General features: G+C 44.5%; 16 protein-coding genes. All 16 read right to left on the bottom strand.

What is annotated here, in order from left to right; translation table 11 throughout:
- Window positions 1-33 precede the first annotated feature (33 nt).
- Window positions 34-318 (bottom strand): CRISPR-associated endonuclease Cas2, encoded by a 285-nt coding sequence (gene cas2 / locus E4N65_RS04740; protein WP_044016724.1) that lies wholly within the window; start codon window positions 316-318, stop codon window positions 34-36.
- A 360-nt stretch (window positions 319-678) separates the two neighbouring features.
- Window positions 679-1,359 carry a hypothetical protein gene (locus tag E4N65_RS04735; RefSeq protein ID WP_253674277.1) on the bottom strand — a complete coding sequence of 227 codons (681 nt, stop codon included), beginning with the start codon at window positions 1,357-1,359 and terminating at the stop codon, window positions 679-681.
- Window positions 1,346-2,119: an ABC transporter ATP-binding protein gene (locus E4N65_RS04730; RefSeq protein WP_253674275.1), complete on the bottom strand. Its 774-nt coding sequence runs from the start codon at window positions 2,117-2,119 to the stop codon at window positions 1,346-1,348. Before E4N65_RS04730 ends, E4N65_RS04735 begins: the two co-directional genes overlap by 14 nt.
- Window positions 2,120-2,153: 34 nt before the next feature.
- On the bottom strand, window positions 2,154-2,693 hold the full coding sequence (locus tag E4N65_RS04725) for a biotin transporter BioY (protein ID WP_044016731.1): 540 nt from the start codon (window positions 2,691-2,693) through the stop codon (window positions 2,154-2,156).
- A gap of 27 nt (window positions 2,694-2,720) precedes the next feature.
- Complete coding sequence (locus E4N65_RS04720) at window positions 2,721-3,497, bottom strand: hypothetical protein (protein WP_044016732.1); 777 nt, start codon at window positions 3,495-3,497, stop codon at window positions 2,721-2,723.
- Between the two features lie 53 nt (window positions 3,498-3,550).
- Window positions 3,551-5,221, bottom strand: coding sequence for a CoA-disulfide reductase (locus tag E4N65_RS04715; RefSeq protein ID WP_044016735.1), 1,671 nt, complete (start codon window positions 5,219-5,221; stop codon window positions 3,551-3,553).
- A 61-nt stretch (window positions 5,222-5,282) separates the two neighbouring features.
- A complete protein-coding gene (locus E4N65_RS04710; protein ID WP_044016737.1) occupies window positions 5,283-6,047 on the bottom strand; it encodes a M15 family metallopeptidase in 765 nt (254 codons plus the stop codon).
- A 24-nt stretch (window positions 6,048-6,071) separates the two neighbouring features.
- Window positions 6,072-6,461: a hypothetical protein gene (locus E4N65_RS04705; RefSeq protein ID WP_044016738.1), complete on the bottom strand. Its 390-nt coding sequence runs from the start codon at window positions 6,459-6,461 to the stop codon at window positions 6,072-6,074.
- Window positions 6,462-6,480: 19 nt separating this feature from the next.
- Window positions 6,481-6,810: an STAS domain-containing protein gene (locus E4N65_RS04700; RefSeq protein ID WP_369792403.1), complete on the bottom strand. Its 330-nt coding sequence runs from the start codon at window positions 6,808-6,810 to the stop codon at window positions 6,481-6,483.
- A gap of 16 nt (window positions 6,811-6,826) precedes the next feature.
- Window positions 6,827-8,956, bottom strand: a complete 2,130-nt coding sequence (locus tag E4N65_RS04695) for a PP2C family protein-serine/threonine phosphatase (RefSeq protein ID WP_044016742.1) — start codon at window positions 8,954-8,956, stop codon at window positions 6,827-6,829.
- A 3-nt stretch (window positions 8,957-8,959) separates the two neighbouring features.
- On the bottom strand, window positions 8,960-10,432 hold the full coding sequence (locus E4N65_RS04690) for a PP2C family protein-serine/threonine phosphatase (RefSeq protein ID WP_044016744.1): 1,473 nt from the start codon (window positions 10,430-10,432) through the stop codon (window positions 8,960-8,962).
- Between the two features lie 114 nt (window positions 10,433-10,546).
- Window positions 10,547-12,403, bottom strand: coding sequence for an oligopeptide ABC transporter substrate-binding protein (locus tag E4N65_RS04685; protein WP_052185564.1), 1,857 nt, complete (start codon window positions 12,401-12,403; stop codon window positions 10,547-10,549).
- Between the two features lie 15 nt (window positions 12,404-12,418).
- Window positions 12,419-13,339, bottom strand: a complete 921-nt coding sequence (locus E4N65_RS04680) for an ABC transporter permease (protein WP_253674274.1) — start codon at window positions 13,337-13,339, stop codon at window positions 12,419-12,421.
- Between the two features lie 52 nt (window positions 13,340-13,391).
- The gene (locus E4N65_RS04675) at window positions 13,392-14,360 is read right to left on the bottom strand and encodes an ABC transporter permease (protein WP_253674273.1); all 969 of its coding nucleotides are present in this window, start codon (window positions 14,358-14,360) and stop codon (window positions 13,392-13,394) included.
- A 10-nt stretch (window positions 14,361-14,370) separates the two neighbouring features.
- Window positions 14,371-15,300 carry an ATP-binding cassette domain-containing protein gene (locus E4N65_RS04670; protein ID WP_253674272.1) on the bottom strand — a complete coding sequence of 310 codons (930 nt, stop codon included), beginning with the start codon at window positions 15,298-15,300 and terminating at the stop codon, window positions 14,371-14,373.
- An 11-nt stretch (window positions 15,301-15,311) separates the two neighbouring features.
- Window positions 15,312-16,307: an ABC transporter ATP-binding protein gene (locus E4N65_RS04665; protein ID WP_016517944.1), complete on the bottom strand. Its 996-nt coding sequence runs from the start codon at window positions 16,305-16,307 to the stop codon at window positions 15,312-15,314.
- Between the last annotated feature and the right edge of the window lie 191 nt (window positions 16,308-16,498).

Genomic DNA, 16,498 nt, shown 5'->3' with positions numbered 1-16,498 from the left:
CCTATCATATCCTATCATATCCTATAAAAACTTTTAGACTTTCTTAGGCGGACGGATTAAGAGTTTCCGCCACTTCTTTTTAGCAAGCGTGGAAATCGCCAATACCCCTTCGACAGGATACTGATATATGCGAATAACATCATAATAATCGGTTACCCGATCAATTTCGCGTTTAAGAGCAACCAATTGTTTCTCATTAACCGTAGAGGACTCCCAACACGCCCGCTGCATCCGTTCAAATCCATAAAAAGTTAACAATTCCGAAAGATGGGCAGCAGATTCCTCTCCGCCCGGATCTATCATTACCGATACAAACATATTAACGTATAGAATATAACAAACCGGCTTCTATTGTCAAAGGGCTTGCACCAAGAAGTCAGGGTAAACACATCAGGTCGGATGTTTAACACCCCGCGGAAAAATTGAGACTATTCGACCAGAACTGCCAAGGATGGCAATGGTTCCATATAGTAGCGATGTTTTGTGCACGCACAAAACTCGCCTTCAACTGATGTACATGGATGTACAACAGTTGAAGATGGTTCAAATGGTCTCACAGTCTCAATTTTTCCGCGGTTTTTATCTACTCTACCTGATGTGTTTACCCATTTACTGGAAAAATGTGCGAAATTTTAAACAAAATTTCGCACAGAAGGAAGGCAACCGCTAAAAATATTTTTAATACGGTTGCCCTGCACACCCCCGCAGTCGGCGGTTTTTGAGGGCTTTTTCGGCGGTAACGGCAAAGCGTAAGAGATTTTCAATAAGTGCAGGTAATAGAGAAGCAAACCGGCGGCAGGCACTGACAATATCGCGCCGCCGGCGGGTACGTGCATCGTAAGCATAGTTCAGTTGAGCCCACACCTCAAACACACGGGGAACGCACATCAATGTGATGGTAAAGAGCGTCGAAAAAGCACCGGTGTATTTCTTTCTGCAAAAGAAGCGTTCGATTTTTTCGCAGAGTACAAAAAACTCCAGCTTTGAAGTAGTTTCGTAAAATATCGAGGCGGTAAATAAGATAAGCACGAGCTTTTGCATAAACAACAGCGTTTCCGCCGTCATGGTTTTAAGCATATCTGCCGTCAGCGGCACACCGATTATCTTGATAAAAAAAATACAAAGTGCATAGATACCTAAAAACCGGCAATTTCTTTTTACCGTTAACCATGAAAGCTTTGCAGCAACGCTGACCAATACAAGAAAGAGTGCATAGACCGCCAGCAGCATTTGAGGTGCGCCGTATAAGACGAAGGAAGAAAGGCATAATACGCAGAATTTTATCCCTGCCGGCAGGCGGTGAATCATCGTATTTCGAGCCGTATATTGAAATAAAAAGTTATTTTTATCGACGGTCATCGGCCTTCCATACAAGGTCGGAAAATACACGGTATGAGCAGAGCGGATTCCGTATGCCGTATTGTTCAAGAATACCGCTCTGGAGTGCAGGCTCAGGTTCCGCGTTATAAACAAGATATCCCTTGTACAAGATGATAAGCCGGTTCGCAAGTGCAAGCACTTTTTCCAGCTCATGGGTAAGTACCATAACCGTTTTCCCGTCACGCTGCAGCTGCTCTATCATTGCCGTTACCTGCACCACTCCTGCAAAATCGAGATTGGCAAAAGGTTCGTCAAAGATGATAACATCGGCTTCCATCATCAGGATACCGGCAACTGCAAGCCGCCGCTTCTCGCCCCCTGACAAACTGCGTGCGGGCGAGCGGCGCTTTTCGTACAAGCCCATCTGCCTCAGAACCGCTTCCAACCGCTGTGCAATGACCTCTTTCGGCAGCTTACTGTCCCGCATACCGAAAAGCGCATCTTCCTCGACGGTATCGCCGAGGATTTGAGCGTCGGCTTCCTGAAACACCAGTCCGATACGCAACTCACCGCCGTCTTTCCTGCTGCTGACTATCGAACCGGAGGAAGGAGTTTCCAATCCGGCAATAAGCGTCATCAGTACGGTTTTACCGGATCCGTTCGGCCCCGATACGACAACACAATCACCGTCATATACCGAGAAAGATATACCGTTCAGCACCGGACGTTCGGCACCGGTAAAAGATTTAGCTACATCGGTGAGCTTGAATAATTCATAGCGTTCTGAGGAAGACATCATCAGTATAATAGTCGGAGCATTGATAGAGGCTGGGTTATTCCGTATAGCGCCGTATAATCGGACGCAATTTGAGCGTAATCGGAACGGCAACAACCAGCTTAATCAGATCGGGCAGGATAAACGGCACAAACCCTTTCAGAAACGTATGCTGCCAGCTGAGATTCAGAACGTGCTTAAACCACAGAAGACCGAATACGTAGATAGACAAAAAGCTTAAAAGCCCTGCAACCGCAATGATACCGCAGGCGAGCGGCCACCGCTGTTCTTCCCGATAGAGCTTCATAATAAAACCGCCGACAACAGCCGCGGCAAGGTACCCGACTAAAAAGCCGCCGGTCGGACCCGCAAATACGGCAAAGCCTCCGTTGCCGCCCGAAAAAACAGGCAGACCGACGGCTCCGGCAACCAGAAAGAGCAGCACCGAAAGACTGCCGAACAGCGGCCCCAACAGCAAGCCGGCAAGCACTGCAAGCGCATTTTGCAGCACAATGGGAATCGGCCCGACGGGAATGGACATCATCCATCCCGCACAAATCAACGCGGCAAAAACCGCAGAAATAATACTTTTACGCATAGCGTATAACTCCTACTCAAAGATTACTTACAGTTTCGGCGGAATCAGTTTCCAGCTGCCGTTAATATTTTCCAAACCGTAGACAAGCAGCGAAACATTTGCCTGTTTCATAATAACATCGACCCGTGTCGGGGAAACGAACTTGATATCGTCTACCCGTACATTCTGACGAGAAGGTACAAAAACATACATAAAGTAATCACGCAGCGATTTAAGCTTGATCCCTTTAACCGGTAAGGCCTCGGAAACTTTTCTAAGCGTCAAGGGTTGAGAATATTGTTGTTTATACTCTTCCGATAAGAACGTAGTCCATTGAGCATAGTCCTTTGTCGCTGTAATACGATTAAGCTTCTCGACAATCTTTTCCATCTCCGTTTTTGTTTGATCATAGGTTTCTTTTGTAATGGTAACCCCTTCAAACTCAGCAATAACGGTATTTTTTTCTTCGACAGGTTCAGGCTTCGCTTCAACAACCGGTTCTTTTTTCTCAATAACCGGTTCAGGCTTCGCAGGAGTCTCCTCCACCTTCGCAGGAGGTTCTTCCGCCTTTACCGGCGGTTCTTCTACCTTCGCAGGAGGCTCCTTCGTCTTAACAGGAGGCTTCGGCTTGACCGGAACCGCGGGTTTTACGGGTTCCCATTTTACCGGCGCTTCCGGTTCTTTGATCGGTTCAGGCTGAGGAGCCGGAACGGCAATCTCTTCGGACGGTGCAGGTTCCTTTTTTACATCAGGAGAAACAGATGCACACCCTGCCGCTATGCTTATGAAAAAGCTTAGCAATAAATATCTATAGATTATTTTCATGTCGCTATCCTATAGGTAAAAACGGTTTTGGTCAAATCATTACGCGATTACAATCATGACAAATGAGCCAATTCGTTATGGACTGCATTATACGTCATAAAACCGCCCGAAAGGTTCACCGTATGTTTATATCCGTTTTGCCGCAAAATCCGTTCCGCTATATATCCTCGCAACCCCATCCCACAGTTAATAACAACCGGCCGATCTTTCGGCACCTCATTCAGTCTACTTCGCAATGCAGTATGCGGTATGTTGACTGCTCCCGGAAGGGCGCCGCAGCTGAATTCTTCCGGTGTCCGTACATCAAGGAAGAATGCTCCCTGTTCCGCATATCGGGGAATATCCCGCCACGAGATAATCGTTGTTAAACCGTCGCGGTCGTTTTCCGCAATAAATCCGAGCATATTGACGGGATCCTTCGCAGAGTCAAACGGCGGCGCATAGGCATGCTCAAATTCGGCAAGATCGGAAATCGTACCGTTCTTTTTAATGTATGCGGCAATAACGTCGATTCTCTTGTCAACACCTTCTACACCGACCGCTTGTGCACCCCAGAGCCGGCCGTTTTCAGGATTATAGAGAATTTTAATCGACAACATAGAGGCATGGGGGTAATAACTTGCATGATGAGCAGCATGGGTTACCACCTGCTTATAGGGAAGCCCTGCCCTATCCAATGCCTTTTCGCCCAATCCCGTTGCAGCGGCGGTATAATCGAATATCCGGGCAATACTGGTACCGATTGTCCCGCAGTATGTTTTTTTATTGCCGTACACGATATTATCCGCGCAGATACGAGCCTGTTTATTCGCAGGTCCTGCGAGCGGAATTGTCGTATCGGTACCGAGCAGCGGACTTTTAAACGAAATCGCATCGCCGATAGCGTAAATATCCTTTTGAGAGGTTTCAAAATATTCGTTGACTTTTATCGCCCCATTCTGCGCAAGCTCGATATTGCAATCCTTTGCCAATTTGGTATCGGGGCGCACGCCGATCGAAAGAAGAACAGCATCGCATACAACCTCTTTACCCGACTGCAAACATACCGCTAAACCGGCGCTGCGCCGTTCAAACGCTTTTACCCCATCTTTTAGGTATAAACCGACACCCTTACTGCGGATATTCTCCTGCACGATGGCTGCCATATCGTAATCGATAACGTTCATCACTTGATCAACTGCTTCGATAATGGAAACATCCATACCTCGGCGGTGAAGATTCTCAGCCATTTCCAAGCCGATAAAACCGCCGCCGATTACAGCGACACGTTTGGTTGCAGGGTTATCTATTTTCTGCTTAATCGCATCGATATCGCTGACCGAACGCAGTGTGTAAATGGCATCATCGTTAATCCCGGGTATCGGCGGTTTAATGGGAGATGCCCCCGGGCTTAAAATCAGCGTGTCATAACTTTCGGCACCTTCCGCCCCGGTATCCAAATTTTTGACCGTTACCGTTTTGGAAGCGGGATTAATCGCCGTTACCTCATGCCGTACCTTTGCGGTAACGTTCAGCGATGCCTTAAACTTTTCGGGCGTCATCACAAAAAGAGCTTCGCGGTTTTCGATAACACCGCCGGCATAATAGGGAAGCCCGCAGTTTGCAAAACTGATATGAGATCCCCGCTCAAAGATAATAATCTCCGCTGATTCATCCAACCGGCGTAACCGCGCAGCAACACCTGCACCTCCGGCAACGCCGCCTACTATAAGATATTTCTTCATTTTTCCTCCATAAGTTTATTCCATGATGACCCAACATACAATCAGTTTTAGAGGCATCGTCTTATTTCGTTTGTTTTTTCCAAGTGTCAATAAATTCAAGCATATACTGCTGAATACCGCCGAACCATTTTTGCTGAAAAGCACAGGCTTCCGCACCGATATAGCGGTAATGCCACGATTCCCACACATAGCCGGTTACCGCTTCGTATCCCTTGGGAAAAGAAAGCGACCAGCCGTATTTTGCAGCATTCTGCAATACCCATTTACCGGCGCGCGTTTGCGCAAACTCATCCGAAATGGAACCGAAATCTACGACCGTACCAAGCTGGTGTTGGCTTGTTCCCGCACGGGCGGAAAACCGTTCGGCTTCTTTTTCGCCGGATTCCCGTACATAGCGGTCAAATAAATTTTTCTGATATGTATATGAACGATACGAGGAACTGACAACCAGCCTAACGCCATCCTGTTGTGCTGCAAGCGCCATTTCCTGCAACGCTTGTTCCGCCGTTTTTGTCAGGGATAAATCCTTTCGGTTAATTATGTATGCGCGGCCGGTACTGAGCGTTACAAGGTTTTGCGGCGTATATCCATCAGGCAATAAATGCCGCTTATCAACCAAGATCAAGAGGTTCTCTTGGTCGGCGGCTAAGATATTCTGCAAGTCAGCTAAGAAGGAAGCTGCATTGTTACGAATATGACGCTGCATCTCTACCGGAATAGCAGCAGGATATACAAAATTGCGAAGCTGTATTTCCATATTCGCATCAGCTGCCGTTACACAAAAAAACGATAGCAGACACATTATTGTACAAAGTATTTTTTTCATACCACTTACTTTTTGGCGCCGTGTTTATAAGTACACAATAATACAGGAGCGTGAATGTTCTTGCCGGTAACAGACTTTACGGGCAAGATTTTTTGTCATCAATAAACCGAATCCTCGGTACCGCTTTGCTTTAGGATCAAAATGGGGTTTAGTTCTCTTGAGCGCATCCAATAAATTGTCAAAATTCGTGCTGTGATAGGAGAAACAAAGACGCGGAAAGAACATATTGGATATACTCAATCGAAGCTCTTTACTTTCTGGAAAGACAGCATGCTCGGCAATATTATCAAACACTTCTGTTGCGATAATAAGTGCTGTTGCCCGTTTACTCTCAGGAATATCTTTAGAGGTAGCGATAAAATCTTCGATAAAGCCAATATTTTTTAAATCGGCTTCTACCTGTAAATGGTTCACGCCCTTATACCGTATCAGCCTATTTTACTTCATCAAGTGAGTGAATAATCGGAAATACTTCTGAAAAACCGGTGGAGGCAATCGCAAGCTTTACAACCTCTGAAGGATTCATAATATAAATTTTATGACCAAGCTCGGCTCCGTCTTCGGAAGCAGCCATGAGGATACCCAATCCTGATGAAGACAAGTTGGTAACACGGGATACATCCAATACGATTGAGCGCTCCTTAATAAGGTTGTAAACCTTCGTCTCAAATTCATGGTATGTGTATGAATTTATTGAACCGGCTACTGTCAGTAATACAAACGTATCATTCATTTTTTCCGTAATCGTTAAATTATCCATCATAATACTCCTATGTTAATTATTGATTATATTTCAATACCAATATGGTAACATCATCATCGATTTTACGCAAAATAAAATCCAGAAGGTTATTATAAATCGTGCGAGCAATCTGAGAGGGTTTAGCACCGTTATTTTCCTGCAGTATCCGTCCAACACGATCGCTGCCGAACCGGTCGCCTTTTAGGTTCGTTGCTTCAAGCAAACCGTCAGTCGTAAAGACAATTGCATCTCCCTTGTGCATCGTGATTTTTCGTACCTTTAAGAAAGGTTCAATATTCTTTACAAAGCCGAGAACCCTGCCCTCACCTTGAATTTCAATTGCATTTTTATATGAGCTGATATACATCGACATCAACGGAATACCGCAGTTCAAGTAGTAAATTGTATTAGTCGGAAAGTCGATAATACCGAACAACCCGGCAAAGAATGTTCCGCGCGGTAGATTATCCTTTATAAACCGGTTTACCTTTGTTACCAATTCCTTAAAATCGGAGATTGTCTGTAGATAGGTATGAATAATCGACTTTAAAATGACCATCGACATACTTGCACTTAACCCCTTACCGGAAACATCCCCAATAAGGAACATTGCCCGTTTTTCGTTCAGCGTAATATAGTCGATAAAATCGCCGCCGAGCTGATGCGCTGAGTATGCAATAGAATCCATTGAAAAGCCATGCGATTCAAGGGTATCCTTATAGTTCTGAATGGATCCGATAATTTGGTCGGACATTTCAACTTCACGGTCAATCGTAACGGTAATATCCTGTTTGGAAATATTCCTAAGGTAATAGATTACCAAAAAGAAATACGAATACATATTGGACAAAACGCGTATGTCATACAGATTGTATTCCGCACTGTGTGTCTTAGGAGCTAACAGGATACAGCCGATGAGCTTTTGCCCCTCTCTCATACTGATAAGTATCTCGGTCTGTGTTGTTTCAAAGATATCAAGCAGCTCATCACGTATCGATTCATACACATAATTGGCAATAAGTTCTGTTTTTGTAAGAACAATATTATTTTGACTGAGCAGATACTCAAAACAGGCAAGGTTTGCGCTTAATGTATTATGATGATCAAAATCCGAATAGACCGTTTGCAAATTCATGTTTTCATCACTGACAAGAATATCGAGCCCTTTACACGTGATATACTGCTTCATAATTCTCGGAAAAGTCTCCAACACCGTATCGTGGCCTTTTCCAAAATCGAGTTTTTGCAGTTCGGCATCCAACCTCACTTCATAATCTGCCGTCCTACCTAAGGCATATCTAAGCTTACGGGCAACAAAGCTTCGAATAAAGAAAAGAATAATACACGAAACTGTAATCGAAGACATCCAACCCCCGACCGAAGGGATAAACTGCATAATAAGTGCTGTTGTCAAACCTGCAGCTCCTGCAAAGATCGCAGTAAAAAGGATAAACCGGAGAAACCCGAAGAAAATTTGCTTAATATCAAAAGCACGCGTCAGCGAAAATACGGCATTATCAAGCATCAGCATAGCGGCATACCCGAACGGTATAAAGGCAAACGCCCAGGAAAATACCTGAAAAAAATAACTTTCGGTAATCCATATTGCAAGAGCAAGTCCGATGGAAAATCCATGCAAAAGCAGCTGCTGCCGGTGAATATTGCTTTTGACAAAAAACATTTTGACAAAGCATATCGTAATTGAAAGCACCGGAACAAAGAATATGTAAATATACATAAAGAGTTTAATACCGGCCAATCCAGGAACAACATCACGCTGTGAAAAGTAAAAGCCTCTCAGCGGGTTCCACTGGAATCTCCCGACGAAGAATATGATAAGACCGATACCCGCGATATGGAATACTGTGTTAATCTTTTGGAGCACTTTATATATTTTAAAATTAGAAATAACAAGAACCATATCAAGGATGTGGTAAGAGGCAAGCAGCATAAAGAAGATGCCGCACATCGTTACGACGCGTTGTATACCGGCTTGACCGTAAAAAACCAGATGAACGGAAGCAGCTATACAAAGCGCAAAAGCGGCAGCGGGTACCGTAATCTTATTTAACAGAACATTAATACGATTCGATTGATGAAACGAAAGATACGATGAGTTTACAAGGAGTAACACAGCGCCAAAATACGTAAAGAAAATTAAACCCATACATTATCCCTTTAATTTTACTGCTAAAATAGTAGTATCATCCCGGAAGGCTTTTGCAGCACTATAATTAAGCCCCAATTCGGCTACCTTTGAGGTAATTGATGATGCATCCGACGAAGCAAAAGATTTAATCGATTCAATGTAAAGATCATTACTACCGAGTTCCACGCCTTCTTCATTGGTAATTTCGGGAATGCCGTCCGTCGTAATAACAAGCAAATCATTACGGTACAGAGGCTTTTCAGCAACGGTTACCGAATCGATATCGATGATTCCGATAACGGAACAATTTGAATCAAGCATCTTTACTTTATACCCTTCCGCTGCTCTGGTAAAGATCATCGGCGCTTCCATTGACGCATTTACATAGCGTATTTTCATCGCCTTAGTATCGATAATTCCTAAAAACACAACGGTATATTTATCAAGCAGATTCATACGCTTAATAGCGCTGTCTACCGCAAAGATCAAACCGGCAAGATCTTCTTTATTTTCCATAATCCGTATTGTATTTACAACAACGCCCATAACAAGCGCTGCGGCAAGTCCCTTTCCGGAAACGTCCCCCGTAATAATCAGAGTTTTATCTTCATCGATGGGGATAATATCATAATAGTCTCCCGATACGTTCACTAAAGGCCGGAAGTAAACACCTATATCCAATTGATCGAGCGCCGGTATTTTTTGCGGCAGGAATGCACGCTGAGTATTTGCAACCATCTGCCATTCCTGTGCAAGCTCCGAATAATAGAGGAGCTGTGACAGTGTTTTTTCACGTCCGAAATAGTTTTTAAACTCCGCAAACAACTGAGGGAATATTTCAGGCTCAAGCGCGCGGATATAGCGACAAATAATAAAAAAACGTGCGGAACTGTATGCAATAACAAGTCCCCGGGCTTGTTTCCTGTCGGAAGTCATTTGCATAGCAGCATCCAATAAATAAATATTTTCTCCCCAGTGATCAAGCCATTCGGCAGAAAAACGGTGTGCCAACTTTTCATACACATCGGGATCCGAAACATACGCCGACGTACTGCTGTATACAACTAAATCGGTGTCGGTATTCGTAAGCAAAACGGAGCAATCAGCCTTATATTCAAGCTCCTGCTGAATAGCTTCAATCAGGTTTTCACGTGTATAGCAAAAACGCAATCTGTTGATAAAAGCCGCAAAAAGGGCGGTCTCAGTTTCTTTATATATCCTTTCCTGTACCCTACGGGATAAAAAAACTGTTCCAATTGAGGCCATAATGGAAGCAATAGCAAAGATCGCAAAAGCAAAACCGAAACGGGTAAGAAAGCTGAAATTTGGAAGCATCCGGTATTGTGTTACCATCAATGTAAGGTCTTTTGCCGAAATCAGCCGTCCCAAAAACGAAAAACGGGGGCTCAAAGCGAGCATAAAAGCTGAGAAAACCAAGCTGATGCCGGTAAAAATAACTAATTTTCCCCAAAATTCCTGTTGTTTTCGTATCATGCGCTACAACCTCGTAACCATTTTAATTTACTTGAAATGCAAATAACACCGACCTGCCGCTATCGAACAGATCAGTGTTATTTCATATCATTATTTTTATTTAATTTCTATCCGTTATTTCATGGTATTAACGGCAGGTTTGTCGCTAACAAGCGCCGCATCGCACCAGTCCCAGTCCTTAACAAACCGTATATCCCAATTCTTAACCCGCTTGTTAACAGCACAAAGTCTTATGCGATATGCGGTTGGAACTGCAGGAGCTTCTTCCAGTATATTTTCGTCCCATTCCTTATAAGCCTGAGCGCGGAATACCTCGTCAAAGGAATCTTCCGAAGAAATCTTAGCAAGCAGTTCATCATTTTTCTCATTAACCCAGCGGAGCCGGTTAAATTGAGCCTCTCTGCCGTAAAGACCGTTTGGACGGGGATTTGAACCTACCCCCCATGCAGCCATATACATTTCCACGGCAGGGTCATCGTTTCTCAGTCTATCATAAAAGGCATTGAATTCGATCAGCCGACCATCGTTCAGCGCAACATTTAATCCGACATCTTTCCAGTTTTGGATATAGTAATTTGCAATCGGAGCTGCTACATCGCTGCCGCTCATATACAAGAAATTGATCTTGAGCGGTTTTCCATCCGGCGTTTCACGATAGCCGTCTCCGTCAACATCCTTATAGCCTGCTTCATCGAGTAGCTGTTTCGCCTTTTCGGGATTATAGGAGTATCCTTTCCGATTTATATCGTAAAATCCGGGGTGATACGGCGTAATAAAGGAGTTGGCAGTAAACCGTAAGCCATGGTAGTAGATATCGTTTATTCCATCGTTATCCATCGCATAACCGAGCGCCTGACGCAACGCCTTGTCTTTAAATTTACCGCCGTCGGGGAACATTTCGCATTCGCCTTTTTCTTTATTCCATACACCGAACTTGAAGCCTAAATACCCATAGGCATTATCTACATTACAGATGAAATCAAGATTATCAACCTTCAACTTCGGCTTTCCGTTTTCGTCAAATACCGTTCTTCCTTCGTCATCAAGCACAACAAATTGGTCATATAAATCAGCTCTAAAATAATCGACAATATCAACTTCACCGGCTTTCAAAGCTGCGGCAAGAGATGTCGGCGCAATCCGTTTCATAATCAGCTTATCGAGTGCGATTTTTTTGCCATACCAATAAGGATTAGGTACATACTCGATAATATCACCTTCTACCATAGAATTGATCACAAAGGGACCGCAGGAAAGCGGTGTTTTCCGTACACGGTCATGAGAAGCCATTTCCGTCAATGGAATATCTTTAAGATAATGATACGGTTCCGCATTATAGGTGATACCGGATCCCCACAGAATACCGGGTTCATACTCTATAAAAGCTACTTCTACCGTTTTATCGTCTATTTTTTTAACACCGGAAATATTTTTAGCCTTGCCTTCATGGTAGTCAACCATACCGACAACATTCGCATAACGGCTATCATAACGAACACCGGTATAATCGGGATGTCCGATACACTCATAGCAGAAAATAATATCTTCAGCAGTTACCGGTACGCCGTCCGACCATGTGAGCCCCGGATTAATATGATAGGTAGCTGTTTTCTTTTCACGGTCGAATGTCATAGCACAATAACCCTCCCGAATTTCGTGATTGGGACCATCAACCATGAAGTTAGCCAACATCGGCAGCATTGCCTCATACGTCGGATTATCTTCATATAAGAACGTATTGAATATTCCTTTCCACGGTGTATCACCGACAAGACCGCAGACCAGAGTACCGCCGGCAAGTATTTCCCCTTCCCGTTCGATCATTTGTGGAAACAACAATTTTAATTCTTTATTTGCTTCCTTCCCCTCGCCGCTTTGTGCAGTTTGCGTTTGTTCCGTCTTACCGCCGCAGCTTGCAAGTACCATCATTACCGCGCATAAAAACGCAGCAATTTTTAAACTCTTTGACATTGTCTTCCTCCTCATTTATTTATAACGCTGCTTTGCATCGGAGGCGCGTTTTATCGTTTGTCCGACGTAGTTGATACACAGCATTAATACCATAATAAGAATAGATGCAGGCAGCCATACCCATAGCTTACCGGAAATAGTTCCCGGATCGCGCGCATAGCCAATCAGCGTACCAAGCGACGGCGATGTCGGCGGGAGACCGAAGCCTAAAAAGCTCATTCCCGTTTCGATACCGATATTACCTGCCATACCGAGCGTAAAGTCAACGATAATAATCGAAGCGATATTCGGCAAAATGCCGCCGTACATAATCTTAAAGTCACTTGTTCCCATAATGCGCGATGCATTCACATAATCGCGGCGGTTTTCGGACAAGGCCTTACTGCGTACAAGCCGGGTAATATGCACCCAATAAAAAAAGGACATTATACAGATAAACGTCCAAATATTATAAGAGGGAACAATCGTTACAAATACGATAATCAGCATAACGACCGGCAAAATCATAATAAAGTCGCAGATACGCATGATGACATTGTCGACCCTTCCCCCGTAAAAACCGGTAATCAGGCCGAAAAAGACGCCAACGATTTCGGTAATAATGGTTACGCTGAATGCAATAAGGATGGAATTACGCGCCCCGATAATCAGCTGAGGCAAAATCGGCCGACCGCCAAGATCTGCTCCGAGCAGAAACTTTTTACCGGGCACCGAAAACTTATCCCGTAAGCTTACCTTCATAACCGTTTCCGTATCCAGTACAAAACCGCCGATGATAATCAATGCAAAAATAATCACCAATATACCGAGTGCAAGGATTGCGGCTTTATCATGTTTAAATTCCGTCTTTACGATCTTCCAAAACGACGGCACGGAAGTCATCTCTTTCAATGTCGCTTCGTCTATACTATCAATATCAAATGCCGTTTTTTCCATAATATCCTCTCAAAATCAACTGATGTACAAGGAGATACATCAGTTGATGATTTTATTCAATTCTGATCCGCGGATCAACGATTATCATAATAATGTCGGAAATCAAGCTGCCGAACAGAGCAAGCGTTCCGTACAATAAGGTGAGTGCATTGATAACCGAATAATCGCGCGACATAATCGATTCGATGAACAACATGCCCATTCCCTGGTACATAAAAATCGTTTCGACGAATATTGAACCGGCAAGCAAACCCGTTACCGTAAAGCCGAAGAAAGCCGCTATCGGCAATAAGGAATTTCGGAAAATATGGTGTGTATACACCTTGTCGATCGGTACGCCCTTGCTCCGCGCCGTTTTAACGTAATCTTGACTTTTTGCATCGATAATCTCGTTGCGAAGATATTGCACGATACTTGTTGTACGCAGTACCGCCGCCGTAATTGCAGGAAGCAGCATATGATACAGGCGGCTTAGGATAAAGCGCCCTCTGTGTCCCATCGCACCCAGCCCGACAAAACCCGACGTCGGAAAAATTTTGAGCCGATAGCCGAATAATAAAAGACTCAAAAGTGCAAGGATAAACGTCGGAATTGCATACGTGATAAAATTATAAACCAACACCGCCTTATCGAATTTCGAGCCGTTATAACGCCCTGCGCGGATACCAAGAGGCACGGCAATTGCATACGTCAAAATAACGGTTAAAAGTGAAAGCCACAGGGTGTTTTGCGCCGGTAATAGAATTTTATCTTTTACCGGAATTTTATACGTATAAGAGACACCGAAATCACCGTGCAGCAGAATACGCCCCATCCAATTCTTATACTGAACCGGCCACGGGTCGTTTAAACCTGCTTTTTCCCGTAGTTCTTCAATACGGCTCGCATCGACATTCGGATTATTTATCAGGCCGGTAAAGGGATCACCGGGCATCATTTTTCCGATTAAGAACACCAAAACACTCAATACAAACAGCTGCGGTATCATAATAAGGATACGGCGTACTATCGTCTTCCACATACTCTTCCCCCTAATCCTTCAATGCAGCGTAATGAGTGTCGCTTATTTTCTTTAAATCGTACACTCGCCCTTCGGGACTAAAGTAACGCTCCGATTCATGCTTGTATATTTCTTCAATTTCGGCACGGCGTTTTTTATATTCTTCGCGTATTTCGACATTCATTTCAGGGATAGCTGCGATAAGCCGCTTGGTGTAAATATGCATCGGGTTACGGTAAATATCTTCCCGCGTTCCCGCTTCTACGAATCGGCCGCGGTACATAATGTAGATGTAATCGCACATATGTTTGACAACGCCTAAGTCGTGCGAAATAAACAGATAGCTCAACATAAATTCGCGCTGAATTTCTTTAAGAAAGTTAAGAATTTGCGCCTGCACCGAAAGGTCAAGCGCGGAAACCGGTTCGTCCGCCACAATGAGTCGCGGATTAACGGCAATTGAACGCGCAACACCGATACGCTGCCGCTGCCCACCCGAAAACTCATACGGGTACTTATATAAACCGTCGGGCGGTATCCCGACAATCTGCAAGAGCGAAAGTATTTTTTTTAATTCTTCATGCTTTGAAAGCCGTTCAAAATTCCTAATGGGTTCTGCGATGATGTCGCGGATACGTTTTTTAGGGTCGAGGCTCGACATGACGTCTTGAAACACCATTTGGACGTTTTCGTTATATTTAATCTTTTTCCGCTGTGCCTTGGTATTTACAAGACTTCCTTCGTAGCGGATTTCTCCGCCGGTAGGCTGTTCCAATCCGACAATCGCTTTACCGATGGTGGTTTTTCCGGAACCGGACTCCCCGATAAGACCGTAGGTTTTTCCTTCTTCAATTTGAAAAGAAACACCGTCTACCGCTCGTACGTGATCCTGTATCGTGTTAAAAAAGCCGCCGCGGATAGGGAAATGTACTTTTAAATCTTTTACTTCCAATAATGCCATATCCGCCTCCTCTAAACCTCACCCTCGAACCGGAAATTTTTCCAGCAGGAGCAGCGGACAAAATGTCCGGGACTTACTTCGTGCAAGACCGGAGACTCTTCGTGTTCCTCAGCCGGAATCCACGGTATACGGTCGGCAAACCGACAGCCCGTATGCTTGAGTTTTTTAAGCGACGGCACCATACCTTTAATAACGTGCAGCATATCATCGTCTTTATCCGCCTGCGGAATCGATTTAAGCAAAGAACGGGTATACGGGTGCAAGGGATGAGTAAACAATTCCTGCACAGTAGTCAGTTCGACGATCTGCCCCGCATACATAACCGCGACACGGTCGGCAACCTGTGCGACGACGCCGAGGTCATGGGTGATAAGGATGATACCCGCCTTATGTTCTTCCTGTAGGTCTTTAATAAGATCGAGAATCTGCGCTTGGATTGTTACGTCGAGCGCGGTTGTCGGCTCATCGGCAATGATAAGCGACGGATTACAAGACAGTGCAGTTGCGATAAGTACCCGCTGCCTCATTCCGCCGGAAAGCTCATGCGGGAACCGCTGCGCCGTCCGCTTGGGGTTCTGAATACCGACATCATTTAAAAGCTGTAAAACCCGCTCCTGTCGCTCTTTTTCGTTGAGGCTGGTGTGGTACAGCAGGGCTTCTTCAATCTGCTTCCCTACCCGCTGCAACGGATTAAGTGAAGCAAGTGGATCCTGAAAGATAAATCCGATATCCTTTCCGCGGATTTTGTTCATCTCGTCTTCGGGTAGTGTCAGCAAATCCCTGCCGTTCAGGAGAATTTCGCCCGAAACCCGGGTAAAACGCATATCGTGCAGTCCCATAACGGACATTGCGATAGTGCTTTTTCCACAGCCGGATTCCCCAACAATAGCAAGCATCTCGTTGGGATGAACGTCAAACGATACCCCATCAACGGCATCATAGTAGTTGCCGTCGATACGGAAAGCCGTGTGCAAATTTTTAACGGTCAATAAATTGTTTTGTTCCATGATAGTTTACTGTATTTATAACCTTTTTTAATAGCTGTATAACACGGTATCACGGATACGCAAATTTTGCAACCGTACACCTATAAAAAAAAATCCGGGTAACTGCATCAGGCTTTTTTGTTATCCCCGCAGAATAATTGAGGCCGTTCAACCAGAGTTGAACCGTTGGTTCAAATGGTCTCTCGACCTCA

This window comes from Treponema sp. OMZ 855 (assembly GCF_024181145.1).
In the GTDB taxonomy this organism is placed as follows: Bacteria; Spirochaetota; Spirochaetia; order Treponematales; family Treponemataceae; genus Treponema.
This window is presented reverse-complemented; position numbering and strand designations above follow the sequence as displayed.

Excerpts from the sequence above, each read along its gene's own strand:
- E4N65_RS04730 (WP_253674275.1), bottom strand. The coding sequence starts at position 2,119 with ATGATGTCTTCCTCAGAACGCTATGAATTATTCAAGCTCACCGATGTA.
- E4N65_RS04675 (WP_253674273.1), bottom strand. The coding sequence starts at position 14,360 with ATGTGGAAGACGATAGTACGCCGTATCCTTATTATGATACCGCAGCTG.
- E4N65_RS04735 (WP_253674277.1), bottom strand. The coding sequence starts at position 1,359 with ATGACCGTCGATAAAAATAACTTTTTATTTCAATATACGGCTCGAAAT.
- cas2 (WP_044016724.1), bottom strand. The coding sequence starts at position 318 with ATGTTTGTATCGGTAATGATAGATCCGGGCGGAGAGGAATCTGCTGCC.
- E4N65_RS04720 (WP_044016732.1), bottom strand. The coding sequence starts at position 3,497 with ATGAAAATAATCTATAGATATTTATTGCTAAGCTTTTTCATAAGCATA.
- E4N65_RS04665 (WP_016517944.1), bottom strand. The coding sequence starts at position 16,307 with ATGGAACAAAACAATTTATTGACCGTTAAAAATTTGCACACGGCTTTC.
- E4N65_RS04690 (WP_044016744.1), bottom strand. The coding sequence starts at position 10,432 with ATGATACGAAAACAACAGGAATTTTGGGGAAAATTAGTTATTTTTACC.
- E4N65_RS04715 (WP_044016735.1), bottom strand. The coding sequence starts at position 5,221 with ATGAAGAAATATCTTATAGTAGGCGGCGTTGCCGGAGGTGCAGGTGTT.
- E4N65_RS04685 (WP_052185564.1), bottom strand. The coding sequence starts at position 12,403 with ATGTCAAAGAGTTTAAAAATTGCTGCGTTTTTATGCGCGGTAATGATG.
- E4N65_RS04680 (WP_253674274.1), bottom strand. The coding sequence starts at position 13,339 with ATGGAAAAAACGGCATTTGATATTGATAGTATAGACGAAGCGACATTG.
- E4N65_RS04695 (WP_044016742.1), bottom strand. The coding sequence starts at position 8,956 with ATGGGTTTAATTTTCTTTACGTATTTTGGCGCTGTGTTACTCCTTGTA.
- E4N65_RS04670 (WP_253674272.1), bottom strand. The coding sequence starts at position 15,300 with ATGGCATTATTGGAAGTAAAAGATTTAAAAGTACATTTCCCTATCCGC.
- E4N65_RS04725 (WP_044016731.1), bottom strand. The coding sequence starts at position 2,693 with ATGCGTAAAAGTATTATTTCTGCGGTTTTTGCCGCGTTGATTTGTGCG.
- E4N65_RS04710 (WP_044016737.1), bottom strand. The coding sequence starts at position 6,047 with ATGAAAAAAATACTTTGTACAATAATGTGTCTGCTATCGTTTTTTTGT.
- E4N65_RS04700 (WP_369792403.1), bottom strand. The coding sequence starts at position 6,810 with ATGATGGATAATTTAACGATTACGGAAAAAATGAATGATACGTTTGTA.